This window comes from Mycobacterium sp., from assembly GCF_046095365.1.
Classification (GTDB): Bacteria; Actinomycetota; Actinomycetes; order Mycobacteriales; family Mycobacteriaceae; genus Mycobacterium.
This window is the reverse complement of sequence record NZ_JBJTJF010000210.1, coordinates 13609-26705: the sequence shown is the minus strand read 5'-3', so window position 1 is coordinate 26705 and position 13097 is coordinate 13609. Positions and strand designations below refer to the sequence as shown.

13 protein-coding genes are annotated in these 13097 nt (G+C 69.1%); 4 read left to right on the top strand and 9 right to left on the bottom strand.

What is annotated here, in order from left to right; all coding sequences use genetic code 11:
* Positions 1-4 precede the first annotated feature (4 nt).
* On the top strand, positions 5-244 hold the full coding sequence (locus tag ACKOQ4_RS16725; protein ID WP_526293710.1) for an acyl carrier protein: 240 nt from the start codon (positions 5-7) through the stop codon (positions 242-244).
* A gap of 79 nt (positions 245-323) precedes the next feature.
* Positions 324-1226, top strand: coding sequence for an aldose 1-epimerase (locus tag ACKOQ4_RS16720; RefSeq protein WP_526293709.1), 903 nt, complete (start codon positions 324-326; stop codon positions 1224-1226).
* Positions 1227-1273: 47 nt separating this feature from the next.
* Here the strand turns inward: ACKOQ4_RS16720 and ACKOQ4_RS16715 are convergent, their stop codons facing one another.
* The 5 genes from ACKOQ4_RS16715 to ACKOQ4_RS16695 all read right to left on the bottom strand — a co-directional run bounded on the left by ACKOQ4_RS16715 (position 1274) and on the right by ACKOQ4_RS16695 (position 6330).
* A complete protein-coding gene (locus tag ACKOQ4_RS16715; RefSeq protein ID WP_526293708.1) occupies positions 1274-1648 on the bottom strand; it encodes a heat shock protein transcriptional repressor HspR in 375 nt (124 codons plus the stop codon).
* On the bottom strand, positions 1645-2823 hold the full coding sequence (dnaJ, locus tag ACKOQ4_RS16710) for a molecular chaperone DnaJ (protein WP_526293707.1): 1179 nt from the start codon (positions 2821-2823) through the stop codon (positions 1645-1647). Before dnaJ ends, ACKOQ4_RS16715 begins: the two co-directional genes overlap by 4 nt.
* A gap of 23 nt (positions 2824-2846) precedes the next feature.
* Complete coding sequence (gene grpE / locus ACKOQ4_RS16705) at positions 2847-3530, bottom strand: nucleotide exchange factor GrpE (RefSeq protein ID WP_526293706.1); 684 nt, start codon at positions 3528-3530, stop codon at positions 2847-2849.
* Complete coding sequence (gene dnaK, locus ACKOQ4_RS16700; RefSeq protein WP_526293705.1) at positions 3527-5386, bottom strand: molecular chaperone DnaK; 1860 nt, start codon at positions 5384-5386, stop codon at positions 3527-3529. The genes grpE and dnaK overlap by 4 nt, the downstream gene beginning before the upstream one ends.
* 182 nt (positions 5387-5568) lie before the next feature.
* Positions 5569-6330: a GAP family protein gene (locus ACKOQ4_RS16695; protein WP_526293704.1), complete on the bottom strand. Its 762-nt coding sequence runs from the start codon at positions 6328-6330 to the stop codon at positions 5569-5571.
* Positions 6331-6437: 107 nt separating this feature from the next.
* Between ACKOQ4_RS16695 and ACKOQ4_RS16690 the strand changes: the two genes are divergently transcribed.
* The gene (locus tag ACKOQ4_RS16690; RefSeq protein WP_526293735.1) at positions 6438-7352 is read left to right on the top strand and encodes a lytic transglycosylase domain-containing protein; all 915 of its coding nucleotides are present in this window, start codon (positions 6438-6440) and stop codon (positions 7350-7352) included.
* A 14-nt stretch (positions 7353-7366) separates the two neighbouring features.
* On the opposite strand, the gene ACKOQ4_RS16685 is transcribed toward ACKOQ4_RS16690, so the two are convergent.
* Together ACKOQ4_RS16685 and ACKOQ4_RS16680 are read right to left on the bottom strand one after the other, a co-directional pair.
* Entirely contained in the window at positions 7367-8437 is a 1071-nt protein-coding gene (locus tag ACKOQ4_RS16685) for a VIT1/CCC1 transporter family protein (protein ID WP_526293703.1), read from the bottom strand.
* Positions 8430-9065 carry a DsbA family oxidoreductase gene (locus tag ACKOQ4_RS16680; protein WP_526293702.1) on the bottom strand — a complete coding sequence of 212 codons (636 nt, stop codon included), beginning with the start codon at positions 9063-9065 and terminating at the stop codon, positions 8430-8432. Before ACKOQ4_RS16680 ends, ACKOQ4_RS16685 begins: the two co-directional genes overlap by 8 nt.
* A gap of 180 nt (positions 9066-9245) precedes the next feature.
* Between ACKOQ4_RS16680 and ACKOQ4_RS16675 the strand changes: the two genes are divergently transcribed.
* Entirely contained in the window at positions 9246-11462 is a 2217-nt protein-coding gene (locus ACKOQ4_RS16675; RefSeq protein WP_526293701.1) for an alkaline phosphatase family protein, read from the top strand.
* A gap of 12 nt (positions 11463-11474) precedes the next feature.
* Here ACKOQ4_RS16675 and ACKOQ4_RS16670 read toward each other — a convergent pair whose 3' ends face one another.
* Complete coding sequence (locus tag ACKOQ4_RS16670; RefSeq protein ID WP_526293700.1) at positions 11475-12269, bottom strand: SDR family oxidoreductase; 795 nt, start codon at positions 12267-12269, stop codon at positions 11475-11477.
* A gap of 19 nt (positions 12270-12288) precedes the next feature.
* On the bottom strand, positions 12289-13059 hold the full coding sequence (hdhA, locus tag ACKOQ4_RS16665; protein WP_526293699.1) for a 7-alpha-hydroxysteroid dehydrogenase: 771 nt from the start codon (positions 13057-13059) through the stop codon (positions 12289-12291).
* Positions 13060-13097: the final 38 nt, after the last annotated feature.

Below are 13097 nucleotides of genomic sequence, written 5' to 3'. Positions count from 1 at the left end.
CCGGATGAGCAGCGAGATCCGCGCGGGGGTGGTGGCCGAGCTCCTCGACATCGCCCCGGAGATCGACGAGGCCGACCTCAGCGATAACGAACTGCTGCGTGACCAGGTGGATCTGGACTCGATGGACTGGCTCAACTTCCTGGTACGGCTGCACAAGCGGTTCGGCGTCGACATCCCGGAGTCGCAGTACGCCTCGCTGCGAAGCATCGCCGACCTGACCGCCTACATCGAGCGGCACCGGTGACGGCGCACGCGCCGCCGACCGGCCCGGCCAACCACCCCGTGCTTGGTCAGTCCCGGGTGATTCGTGGCACAATCCGACAATGGCCCAGTTGCCCTCCGTCGTCCTGAAGGACCCCACGTCCGCCCTGACCGCGACCTTCGTCCCGTCTGCGGGGATGATCTGCACGTCGCTGTCCGACGGCGGGGTGGAACTGCTCGGTCAGCGCCGCGGCCTCAACGCCTACCTGACCACCGGCAAGACCATGGGCATCCCTATCCTCTACCCCTTCGCCAACCGGCTCAGCGCCAACGGCTACGCGGTCGACGGCGGCGCGGTGACCCTGACGCCGGGGGTGGGCGGGGTGCGCTCGGATGAGCACGGCCTGGTCATTCACGGTGTGCTGGCGGCCTACCCGGGCTGGCTGGTCACCGAGCAGGAGGACAACCGCTTCATCGCCGACCTCGACTACGGCGGTCAGCCGCGGCTGTTGTGCAGCTTCCCGTTCCCGCACGTCGTCACTCTCGACATCAAACTGGTGGACCGGGCGCTGACCATCGAGACGACGATCACGCCGACCACGGCCGCGTCGGTGCCGCTGTGCTTCGGGTTCCACCCCTATCTGACCATCCCCGATGTGCCCCGCTCGGAGTGGCGTCTGGAGACCCCGCCGATGCGCCACCTGCCGGTGGACAACTGGGGCATACCGACCGGGGCGACCGCGGAGGTGCCCGCCTCGTCGGAGTTGCTGGGCGAGCGCACGATCGACGACGGCTTCGACGAGGTCCCGCAGGGCGCGGTGTTCGCCCTGTCCGGCGGGGACCGGCGCATCGAGGTGGTTTTCGAACATGGCTATCCGGCGGCGCAGATCTTCGCCCCGGCCAACGACGCCGTGCTGTGCGTCGAGCCGATGGCGGCTCCGACCAACGCGCTGCGCAAGGGCAACTACAACAAGGCCGTGCCGGGAAGGCCGGCGGTCTCGACCTTCACCATCCGGGTCAGGTAGTCCGGCCGAGCCCACTCCCCGGCCCGACGGGTCGGGCGCGACGCCCCCTAGCGCTGGCGCGGCTTCCAGACCACCAAGGCCGTGCTCTTGGGTACCACCGCCAGGTCGCGGCGGGGCTTGGAGCGCCGCAGCTCCTCGGCCATCTCGGCGATCCGCGCCTGCAGCGCCTCCACCTGATTGGACAGTTCGATGATCCGCTTGATGCCGGCCAGATTGACGCCCTCGTCCTGCGAGAGCCGCTGAATCTCCCGCAGCAGCGCGACGTCGCGCTCGGAGTAGCGCCGCCCCCCGCCGGCGCTGCGCTCGGGGCTGACCAACCCGAGCCGGTCGTAGGTGCGCAGGGTCTGGGCGTGCATGCCGGCCAACTCCGCAGCCACCGAGATCAGGAAGGTTCGGGCCTGGGAACCCTCGGCCGCTGTCATGGCCGGTTGCCCGCCCAGCCCGCGCGCGGGTCGAAGCCGCTGGCCTTCTCGGCAGCCGCGTAGGCCTCCAGCGCCTCGAGCGCCTCGCCCTCGAGCTTCGGCGGCACCGCGACCTTCACCGTCACCAGCAGGTCGCCCGAGCCGCCGCTGCGCTTGGGCACACCACGCCCGCGGACCCGCAGGATACGCCCGTCGGAGGTGCCCTTCGGAACCTTGACTCCGACCTTGCCGTCCAGCGTCGGCACGGAAAGTGTTGTGCCCAAGGCTAACTCGGTGAAGCTGACCGGCACGGAAACCGTCAGATCGTCACCGTCGCGGCCGAACACCTTGTCCGGGCGCACAGTGACGGTCACGTACAGATCTCCGGAGGGCGCACCTCGCAGTCCGGCCTCGCCCTGTCCGGCCAGCCGGATCCGTTGGCCGTTCTCCACACCGGGCGGGATCCGCACGTTGATGGTTCGGGTGCGGGTCGTCACCCCGGTGCCGCGGCATTCGTCGCACGGGCTCTCGATGATCGACCCGCTGCCGCGGCAGTCGGTGCACGGTTCGGAGAACCCGAACGCACCCTGGTTGCGGTTGATCATCCCGGAGCCGTTGCAGGTGGCACACACCTTGGGGCTGGTGCCCGGGCGCGCACCGCTGCCGTGGCAGTTGGTGCAGGGCGCGGGACTGGTCAGCCGCAGCGGCATGGCCACGCCCTTGGTGGCCTCCAGGAAGTCCAGTTCGGTCTCGGTTTCCAGGTCCTTGCCGCGGCGCGGCCGGCTGGTCCGGGGCTGCTGCGCGCCCCGGCCGAACAGCCCGCCGAACAGGTCGCCGATGTTCGCCCCGCCGTCCTGGCCGGCCTGGCCGAACAGGTCGTTGAGGTTGAAACCACCGCCGTCGTCGTAGGAGGTGTAGCCGCCTCCCCCACCGCCGAAGCGCCGGCCGAAACCGCCGCCGGCGAACATCCGGCGGGTTTCGTCGTACTCCTTGCGCTTGGCCTTGTCGGTGAGCACGTCCCGGGCCTCCCCGACCTCTTTGTACCGCTCCTCGGCCCTGGGGTTGTCGGGGTTGCGGTCGGGATGGTTCTCGGCGAGCAGCTTCTTGGCCACGCGTTTGATGTCGTCATCGCTGGCGTCGGAGGAGACGCCGAGCACCTTGTAGAAATCCTTCTCAACCCATTCCCGTTGAACCATGCCGCGTCACCTCCTCCGTTCGACTACTGATCTGATTCTGCGTTCTGCCCGCCGTGCTGCCCCTCGCCCGCGGGCGTGTCGTGCGAGTCCGTGACCTCGACGGTGTCCACGACGCCGACCATGGCCGGGCGCAGTACGAACTCACCGAGCTTGTAGCCCTTGCGCATGACGCGTCCGATCACCGGGTTCGATCCGTCACCCTCGTGCTGCACGGCCTCGTGCAGCGAGGGGTCGAAAGGCTCGCCTTCGGCGCCGAATTCGGCAAGGCCCATGCCGCTGAGGGCTGCGGTCAGCTTGTCGGCCACCGCCCTCAGCGGGCCGCCCTCGAGATCGCCGTGACTGCGGGCCCGGTCCAGATCGTCGAGCACGCCGAGCAGCTGGCTGACCACAACGGCTTTGGCGCGCTCGCCGGCGGCCTCCTGGTCACGCAGCGCACGCTTTCGGTAGTTGGCGAAGTCGGCCTGCACCCGTTGAAGGTCGGCGGTGAGTTCGGCGATCTTGTCGGGCGCCCCCGGCGCCGCCCCCTGGGGAGCGGCACCGGAGGCCGAGCCGGATCCCGGGTCGCTTCGCTCCTGCCCGCCGGCACCCTCACGCACCTCACCGGTCTGCGGGTCGATCCGACGCTTGTCGGTCACCGTCACCGGTTCGTCGCGGTCATCCTCGCGATGTGCCCGAGTCGCTTCGCCCCTGCCCTCCGGATAGCTCACCGGTTCTCCTGGTCGTCCTCGACAACCTCGGCGTCGACCACGTCGTCGGCCCCGGAACCGCCTGGCGCGCCTGCGCTTCCACCGGCAGCCTGCTCGGCCTGGGCGGCCTCGTAGATGGCCTGGCCCAGCGCCTGGGACTCGTTGCCGAGCTTCTCCATCGCGGACTTGATCGCACCGAGATCCGAGCCGTTGAGCGCCGTCTTGGCCTCGGCGATCGCCGCGTCGACCTTGACCAGCGTGTCCTCGGGAACCTTGGAACCGCCTTCGGCTCCGCGCTGTTCGGCGACGAACTTCTCGGTCTGGTAGATCAGCGACTCGGCCTGGTTGCGGACGTCGGCCTCCTCGCGGCGCTTGCGGTCCTCCTCGGCGTGCGCCTCGGCGTCCTTGATCATCCGGTCGATCTCCTCCTTGGACAGGCCGGAGCCCTCCTGGATCTTGATCGTGTTCTCCTTGCCGGTGCCCTTGTCCTTGGCGGTGACGTGGACGATGCCGTTGGCGTCGATGTCGAAGGTGACCTCGATCTGCGGCACGCCGCGCGGCGCCGGCGGGATGCCGGTCAGCTCGAAGCTGCCGAGCAGCTTGTTGTGCGCGGCGATCTCGCGCTCACCCTGATAGACCTGGATCTGCACCGACGGCTGGTTGTCGTCGGCGGTGGTGAAGGTCTCCGAGCGCTTGGTCGGGATCGTGGTGTTGCGCTCGATCAGCTTGGTCATCACGCCACCCTTGGTCTCGATTCCGAGACTCAGCGGCGTGACGTCAAGCAGCAGAACGTCTTTCACCTCGCCCTTGAGCACACCGGCCTGCAGGGCCGCGCCCACCGCGACGACCTCGTCGGGGTTGACACCCTTGTTCGGCTCCTTGCCGCCGGTCATCTCCTTGACCAGATCGGAGACGGCGGGCATGCGGGTCGAGCCGCCGACCAGCACCACGTGGTCGATGTCGGACACCGAGATGCCCGCGTCCTTGATGACCTGCTGGAAGGGGGCGCGTGTGCGGTCCAGCAGATCCTGGGTGATCTTCTGGAACTCCGAACGGGTCAGCTGCTCGTCGAGGAACAGCGGGTTCTTGTCCGCGTCGACGGTGATGTAGGGCAGGTTGATCGAGGTGGATTGACTCGAGCTCAGTTCGATTTTCGCCTTCTCGGCGGCCTCGCGCAGCCGCTGCATGGCCATCTTGTCCTTGGTCAGGTCGATTCCGGCGCTGGCCTTGAACTTGTCGACCAGCCACTCGACGATCCGGTCGTCCCAGTCGTCACCGCCGAGGTGGTTGTCACCGGAGGTGGCCCGGACCTCGACGACCCCGTCGCCGATCTCCAGCAGCGAGACGTCGAAGGTGCCGCCGCCGAGGTCGAAGAGCAGGATGGTCTGCTCCTTGGTGCCCTTGTCCAGACCGTAGGCCAGGGCCGCGGCGGTCGGCTCGTTGACGATGCGCAGGACGTTCAGCCCGGCGATCTGGCCCGCTTCCTTGGTGGCCTGACGCTGGGCGTCGTTGAAGTAGGCCGGCACGGTGATGACCGCGTCGGTGATGTCCTCGCCGAGGTAGCTTTCGGCGTCGCGCTTGAGTTTCTGCAGCACGCGCGCGCTGATCTCCTGGGCGGTGTAGTTCTTGCCGTCGATCTCGATGGACCAGTCGGTGCCCATGTGGCGCTTGACCGACCGGATGGTGCGGTCGACGTTGGTGACCGCCTGGTTCTTGGCGGGCTGGCCGACCAGCACTTCGCCGTTGCGCGCAAAGGCGACCACCGATGGGGTCGTCCGGGCGCCCTCCGAGTTGGCGACGACGACAGGGTCCCCGCCCTCGAGGACGGAGACGACGGAGTTGGTGGTCCCGAGGTCGATTCCGACCGCACGAGCCATGGTGTATTCCTCCTGGTAGAAAAACTGCTGATGAACGGGGGGTCTGAGCGAACCGGACTCAAGCTTGCTCCGAACCGGCATTCGCTGTCAACCAACAGTTGAGCCTCTATGACTCAAGTTGTCAGAAGAGGTAACCGCGCCCGTCCGGCATTTGTTCCCGGTCCGGTTTTTCGCTCGCCGGCCTAGCGGCCGGGAATGGAGCGAAACGCGTCCAGGGCGACGAAAGTGCCGGCTCCCAGCAGCAGCAACGCGGTGATCCACCGGCCGTGCACCTTCATGACGCGCTCGTAGCCGTCCTTGATCCGGACGGTGGCACCCGGCTTGACCCAGTCGATCACCGCCGGCAGCAGCGCCGGAATCACCGCGATGACGGCGAACAGCACGACGCCTGCCGTGCGCTCGCCGGGACTGGTGATCTGCAGAATCTGATGGCCGGCGGCGATGGCGATCGGGAAGACCTTGGGGTGCAGCCCGCACATGGCGAATCCGGCCAGGGCGGCGCGACCGACCCGGCGCGGCACCGGCAGGTCCGCCTTCATGTCGAGGCTGGGGAAACGCCGGGTCAGGCCGGCAACCAGCCGACTGGGTTTCTGCTCGGGCTTGGAGATGTCGGAGATCGGTTTCTTGCGGATGGCATTGACGGCGCGGTAGGCGCCGATGGTCAGCAGCGCGGCAGCGATGGCGACCCGCAGGATGAAGCCAGGCCAGCCGTGGTGCGGCCTGGCGGCGGTATCCACTCCCGAGGCGTGCGCGACCCACAGCCCGATTCCGGTGGCGAAGGCGATGCCCAGGACGCCGCCGAGGGCGAACGCGGTGGCCGCCAGCCGCGGAACCTTTTTGTCGGCGGCGACGATCAGGCCCAGAACGAGGGTCTCCGGGCTCAGGAAGATCGCCAGCGCCAGCGAGGCGAGGACGGCGAAGTGCGAACTCATGGCACCGGACACACTCTCATTGCACCGGACACATTCTCATTGCACCGGACACATTAGTGATGCGCCGCGGCGGCGACGGTCCGGAGTGGCCGGACTCGGCTAAATTGCTTCAGGTGAGGATGGGCCGCAACCGGAAGATCGTCGCGTCCGTCGTCTCCGTCGTCCTTGCCGCGGCGGTGCTCGGCGTCTCCGGCTGCGCCGGACCGGCGGCTGCTCCCGGCCCCACCGCCGCCCCGGTGACCAAGATGGACGCCCCGGCGGGAGCTCAGCCGAAACTCGCCGCGGATCCCGCGCAGATCGGCGCGGACCTGGTGGCCGACGAGCGCGCACTGCGCGACCCCGCTACCGCGGAGGACGCCCTCGTCGCCGCGGCCCGCCGCCAGCAGGTGGCCTACCGCGCCATCGGCCGCAACCCGGGCTGGGACGCGATCATCCGGCCCCGGATTCCCGAGTCCCTGATCGCCACCTACGACCGCAACGTCGATGCCCGGCGCCAGCTTGCCGCGATGTCCCCGGTGCGGGACACCCTGCCGGCCTGGCGACTCATCGCGCCCGCGCCGGCCGGCGACCTGCTCGGCTACTACCGCGAAGCCGAGGCCGCCACCGGCGTCGGCTGGAACTACCTGGCCGCGATCAACCTGATCGAGACACGCTTCGGCAGCATCGCCGGCCTGAGTACCGCCGGCGCCCAGGGCCCGATGCAGTTCATGCCCGAGACGTGGGCCGCCTACGGAAACGGCGGTGACGTCAACTCGCCCCGGCAGTCGATCATGGCCGCCGGGCGTTACCTCGCCGCCAGCGGGTTCGCCACCGACCGCAACCGCGCGGTGTACGCCTACAACCACGCCAACCAGTACGTCAACGCGGTCAACGACTACGCGGCCATTCTCGCCGACGATCCGGGCGCCTTCGGCGGCTACTACCGCTGGGAGGTCTACTACTTGACGACGGCCGGAGATGTCCTGCTTCCCCTCGGGTACGCCGAAACCGATCGGAGTCCCGTCGCCGCGTACCTGGCCACCCATCCTCAGTGACCGCCGACGCCCGGTCAGCCCATACCGCCGCCGACCAGTAGGCCCAGCACCCAGGTGATCGCAGCCGCCCCGTAGCCGATCATCAACTGCCGCAACGCCCTCCGCAGAGGCGGGGCTCCAGACAGCAGACCGACGATCACCCCGGTGCTCAGCAGCGCGACACCGACGAGGACGGCGGCCACCACGACTGCGGTCATGCCGTCGAGGCCGAGGAGGTAGGGCAGCACCGGGATGATCGCACCGGTGGCGAAGAACAGGAAGCTCGACAGTGCGGCGCCCAATCCGGTGCCGATGGCGTCGTGCTGCCGCCCGTCGGCCGCGGCGTGGGCGCCCGCGCCCGAAGCCGGATCGCTGAGCACGCCGGCGGCGTGTGCGCTGGCTTCTTCGGGGCTCATCCCCCGGGCGCGGTAGACCAGTTCCAGTTCGTTGGCGTCGACGTCGAGTTGCACCAGAGCCGACCCGACGTTGGGACTGGGCGTCGAGGCCTCGAGCAGTTCGCGCTGCGAACTGACCGACACGTACTCCCCGGCGCCCATCGACAGCGCGCCGGCGAGCAGTCCGGCCAGACCGGTCACCAGAACGGTGTGGCTGGACACCCCGCTGGCGCTGACGCCGAGGATCAGCGCCAGGTTGCTCACCAGCCCGTCGTTGGCGCCGAACACCGCGGCCCGGAAGCTGCCCGACAGCCGGTCGCGGCCGCGCGCGGCCAGTGCCCGGATGACCTCCTCGTGGATCTGCTCGTCGGCGGCCATGGTGGGGGTGGCGTCGACGTCGCGGTCGTAGCTGGCCCGCGCCTCGAAACGCTGCACCAGGGCAAGCACGAAGACCGACCCGAAATGCCGGGCCATGAACGCCAGCGTCCTGGTGCCCAGATCCGCCCGCACCGGCGCTCCGACCCGGTCGCCCAACAGCGTCAGCCAGTGCTGTTCGTGGCGCTCCTCGGCGGCGGCGACGGCGTACACGTTCTCGCGCTCCTCAACGTCGGGTTTGAGCGCGAGGTCCCGGTACACCGCCGCCTCGGCGCGCTCGTTGGCCAGATGCTTGCGCCAGCGCCTCAGATCGTCGGCGGTGGGGGTGTCAGTCATCGGCCTGCCTCTCCAGGACACTGTCGATGAAGGCGGCGCTGCCCTCTTTCCAGGCGACGACGAAGTCGCCGACGTCGTCGCGGCTGATGGCAAGGCCCGGACAGAACCACCCGGCGCCGTCGGCAGCGAAGAAGTGCGGTGAACCGACGACCCCGCGCTTCCTGCCCTCCTGCCAGTCGGCGCGGACGGCCGCATCGGTCGACTCGGGGTCCAGCGGCGTCAGCCCGAACCGGTCGGCCACGGTGGCAACCACCTCGGGCCGCCCGACATCCAGGCCGCGCTCGAACACCGCGTCGCGCAACGCCAGTCCGACGTCCTCGCCGAGCGCCGGGTCGCCGGAACGGGCCGCGGCCGCCGTCAGCGCGAAGGCGGCCATCGAGGTGCCCGGAAAGGCGCCGGCCGAAAAGCCGCTGAACAGATCCGGGCGGACCGAGGCTCGCAGGGCGAGGATCTCCGCGGCGACGTGGCCGGGGTCGAGCGGCTTGCCGTTGATCAACTCCAACGGCCAGGCCCTGATGCGCAGGCGGGGCTCGTCCAGGCCACGTTCCCGACGCCGGTCGACCAGGGTGCGCAAACCGACGTGGGTGAAGGGGCACAGCACATCGGCGAATACCTCGATGGCGCGCATGCCGGGCAGATTACCCCCCGTGCGCCCGCCCCGGCCCGCCTAATCGGCGACCGTCTCCGGCACCCGGATCGGGCGGAAAAAGGGGGAGTTCCCCTGAGAGGCCACTAAAGTCAGCACCGCTCCGGCTTCTATTCTCAGCCGACTGCACCGGCCTTCGGGTCTCCTGGGAAAGGAACGAAGATGGGTTACGCCAGCCATATCGGCCGCCTGGGGACGCTGGCCGTCGCCCTGGGCATCGGCTACGCGATCACCGATGCCCCCGCGCTCGCCGACACCGCCGGACCGGCCGCCGACACCACGTCGGCAACGGCCGAGCCGGCCGGATCCAACCCGTCGGCAGGCCCCTCGCGCGCCGTCCGCCGTGCGCGGCCGGCCTCGGCGGCAGCTTCCGACGCGGTGCCCGCCGGGCGGGCCGCGGCCAGGAACCGCCGCAATGGCACCCCGCCGGCCGGACCGCGGCTCGTCGCGCCGAAGTACGCCCGGACCGCGCCCGCACCGTCGGCCACCGTCGGAAGTCCGGTGACGACCGCACCCGCGCCGGCTGCCGTCCCGGCGCCACCCGCTTCCGCGGCGGTCGTGAGCGGGTCGGCGGCCGCTCCGCCCGAAACTGTTCACCGGCCCGCCGCCCGCACGGCGGCCGCAGCGACCCGGGTCCAGCCGACGAAGGCCATCACCCAGTTCCTCGGTTCGGCTCTGGCGCCGCTGCTCAGCGGCGGCAGCGGCGGCGCGCCGGGGCAGGCGCCGCTGCTGTTCACGGTATTGGCCTGGGCGCGAGGCGAACTCGATCGAATCGTCAAAAGCGGCAGGCCGGCCGCAGTCGTGACCAACGGTCAGCAGAGCCCCAACCTTCTGGTCAACCCGGGCGCTGAGATGAGCACCCCGTCGGGGTCCGGCTTCAGCGCGGTGAGCATGCCCGGCTGGACGGTCACCGGCACGCCGACGGTGATCAGGTACGGCACCCTGCGCGTCATCATGCCGTTGGGCATATCGAAGCCACTGCCGACCCTGCCCGCGATCTGGAGCTTCCCCAAGTCCAAGAACGGGCCGGCGGACGGCGGCGCGCAGTTCTTCGGCGGCGGCAACGTGGCGGACTCCACCATCTCCCAGACCGTCGACCTGTCGGCCGCCGGCGCGGCGATCGACGGCGGCGCGGTGAACTACAACCTCAGCGGCTGGCTGGGCGGCTACAGCTTCGACCCGTCGCGGGCATCGGTGAAGGTCACCTTCCTGGATGCCGGCAACAAGTCCCTCGGGACCGGGACAGTGGGGCCGGTGACCGGGCTGCAGCGCGGCTTCGGGATCAGCCTGCTCGAGCGCTCGACCACCGGTGTGCTTCCGGCCGGGACCCGCTACGCACAGGTCGATGTGATCTTCGACGACAAGAACCCGATCAAGTACGGCTTCGCCGCGGGCTACAACGACGCCTTCGCCGACAACGTCTCGTTCACCATCGGCGCCGGCCTTCCCGCGCCGGACGCACCGGAGCCGATCGCATCGACGCCGCCGAGCCTGGACCACTTCTTCATGCTCTACATGGAGAACAAGGGCTACAGCGACATCCTCGGCAGTCCCAACGCGCCCTTCGTGAATCAGTTGATCAACGACTACGGGTTCGCCGACAACTACTACGCGCTGACCCACGGCAGCCTGCCGAACTATTACCCGCAGATCGGCGGCGACAACTTCGGCATCACCTACAACTGCACCGAGCCTTGCATCGACGCGACGACGACGCTGGTCTCCAACCTCGTCGCCGCCGGCAAGACGTGGAAGGCCTACGCGCAGGGACTGGCCCCCGGCGGGGATCCCCTGGTGGCCACCGAGGAATACGCCGTCGACGAGACGCCGTTCCCGGCTTTCACGTCGATCGCCGCCGATCCCAACCTCACCGACCACATGGTTCCCCTCGAGCAGATGCTGATCGACCTCCAGTCGCCGGCGACCACCCCGAACTACGCCTGGGTCGATCCCAACGAGGCCAACAACGGCGAGGGGCCGGTCGACGATCTTGAAGGCGTGCTGAAGTTCGTGTTCAACCAGCTCGATCCCAAACACCAGTACAACGTCCCGGCCCTGGACGCTTTCGTGGACCAGAACGTGACGGCGATCATGGACTCGGCGTCGTGGAAGTCCTCCGACAGATCCGTCATCGCGGTGACCTTCGACGAGGACAACAACAACCTTTCGCTCGGGTTCGGCAACGAGGGCAATCACATCGTCACCGTCCTCATCCCGAACCAGGCGGCGATCGACGCCGGCTGGCGGGGCGGCAGCTTCACCGCCGGCACCCAGTACAACCACTACAGCCTGCTGCGGATGGTCGAGGACGCGCTGGGCGTTCCCACGCTGACCCAGAACGACAAGTTCGCCGAACCGATGAACGAATTCTGGCTGTAGCGCGGCGTCGGGCTAGCCGGGCAGGATCTTCACCCGGGCTCCGCCGCCGGCCACCTGGAAGGTCTGCCCGCTGACCCAGCTGCCGGCCGGCGAGGCCAGCCACAGGAAGGCGTTGGCCACGTCCTGCGGCGTGCCGGCTCGGCCGGTGAGGTTGTTCGGGTGGGCCAGCGCGTGCTGGACCTTCTCGTCCAGACCGACCTCGGCATAGCCCGGCGTCAGCACCGTGCCGATCAGGACCGAGTTGATCCGCACCTGCCTGGCGAGGTAGTGCGCCAGGCCGAGCATGGTGTGGTTGAGCGCGGCCTTGGCCGCCGAATAGGCGAGGAACTCGAAAGCCGGCATCGCCCCGACCATCGAGCCGGAGTTGGTGACGGTCGCGTTGTCCGCCTCCAGCAGGTACGGCCTGCACGCGGCTGTCATTCTCACCGCCGCAAGGCAGTTGAGCTTGTAGCTGTCCACCATGTCCTCGACCGGGATGTCCAGCGGATCCGGATACGGCCGGCCCCACCCGACGTTGTTGACCAGCGTGGAGATGCCCCCGAACGCGTCGGTGGTGTGCTCCACAACGCGAGCGATGTCGGCTTCCTCGGTCACGTCGCAACCGAGGCCCAGGACCGCGCCCCCGGTCTCGGCGGAGATCGCCGACGCCGTGCGGGCCGCCTTCTCGGCGTTGAGGTCGGCGATCACCACATCGGCCCCGGCACCGGAGAACGTCCGGGCGATCGCCTCACCGATGTTCTGGGCGCCGCCGGTGACGATCGCGACGTGGCCGTCCATCCGGAAGTCGGCGAAGGCATCGAATGTCATTGTCGTACCTGGCCTTTCGCTAGTCGAGTTCCTGCACACCGCCGCCACTGACGGTCAGCACCTGACCGCTGACCCATGCCGCCGCAGGGGAACACAGGAACAGTGCCGCGTAGGCGATGTCCGTCGGACGGCCCAGCCTGCCCAGGGGGGTCCCGCTCAGCATCCTGCCCTCGATCTCGGGTGTCAGCACGGTGGACAGCGCATGGGTCTTGACCGCACCGGGGGCGATCGCGTTCACCCGGATCCCCATCGGCCCGAGGTCGTAGGCGACGTTTCGGGTCAGGTGGTTGACCGCGGCCTTCGACGACGCGTACGACGCCATGCCGACGTTGGCGTTCTCCCCGGCCATCGAACTGATGTTGAGCACCGCGCCACCGCCCCGGCGACGCATGTGCGGCGCACACAACTGGGTCAACCGGAACAGCGAGAAGACGTTGAGCCGGTATGCCCACTCGAAGTCCGGCATCGGCATGTCGAAGGGTTTGGGGCCCCCACCCCCGGCGTTGTTCACCAGAACATCCACGCCGCCGAACTCCCCGGCCGCGCGGTCGGTCAGTTCGGTCAGGTCGCTCTCATCGGTGACGTCGCACGCCAGACCGGTCGCGCTGCCGCCGGCAGATCTGATCACCCCGGCCGCCGCCGCCGCGGCGTCGCCGTCGAGGTCACTCACCACGACCGACGCTCCGGCCGAGGCGAACAGTTCGGCTATCGCGTTGCCGATTCCGGCGGCTGCCCCGGTGACGACCGCGACCTTTCCGTCCAGCCGAAAGTTGTTGATGTCGAACTCCATGACAACGCAGGGTAGTTCGCCGCCCGGGTCGGCCTGCG

Excerpts from the sequence above, each read along its gene's own strand:
- ACKOQ4_RS16720 (WP_526293709.1), top strand. The coding sequence starts at position 324 with ATGGCCCAGTTGCCCTCCGTCGTCCTGAAGGACCCCACGTCCGCCCTG.
- hdhA (WP_526293699.1), bottom strand. The coding sequence starts at position 13,059 with ATGGAGTTCGACATCAACAACTTTCGGCTGGACGGAAAGGTCGCGGTC.
- ACKOQ4_RS16680 (WP_526293702.1), bottom strand. The coding sequence starts at position 9,065 with ATGCGCGCCATCGAGGTATTCGCCGATGTGCTGTGCCCCTTCACCCAC.
- ACKOQ4_RS16715 (WP_526293708.1), bottom strand. The coding sequence starts at position 1,648 with ATGACAGCGGCCGAGGGTTCCCAGGCCCGAACCTTCCTGATCTCGGTG.
- ACKOQ4_RS16675 (WP_526293701.1), top strand. The coding sequence starts at position 9,246 with ATGGGTTACGCCAGCCATATCGGCCGCCTGGGGACGCTGGCCGTCGCC.
- ACKOQ4_RS16685 (WP_526293703.1), bottom strand. The coding sequence starts at position 8,437 with ATGACTGACACCCCCACCGCCGACGATCTGAGGCGCTGGCGCAAGCAT.
- dnaK (WP_526293705.1), bottom strand. The coding sequence starts at position 5,386 with ATGGCTCGTGCGGTCGGAATCGACCTCGGGACCACCAACTCCGTCGTC.
- dnaJ (WP_526293707.1), bottom strand. The coding sequence starts at position 2,823 with ATGGTTCAACGGGAATGGGTTGAGAAGGATTTCTACAAGGTGCTCGGC.
- ACKOQ4_RS16690 (WP_526293735.1), top strand. The coding sequence starts at position 6,438 with ATGGGCCGCAACCGGAAGATCGTCGCGTCCGTCGTCTCCGTCGTCCTT.
- ACKOQ4_RS16725 (WP_526293710.1), top strand. The coding sequence starts at position 5 with ATGAGCAGCGAGATCCGCGCGGGGGTGGTGGCCGAGCTCCTCGACATC.
- ACKOQ4_RS16670 (WP_526293700.1), bottom strand. The coding sequence starts at position 12,269 with ATGACATTCGATGCCTTCGCCGACTTCCGGATGGACGGCCACGTCGCG.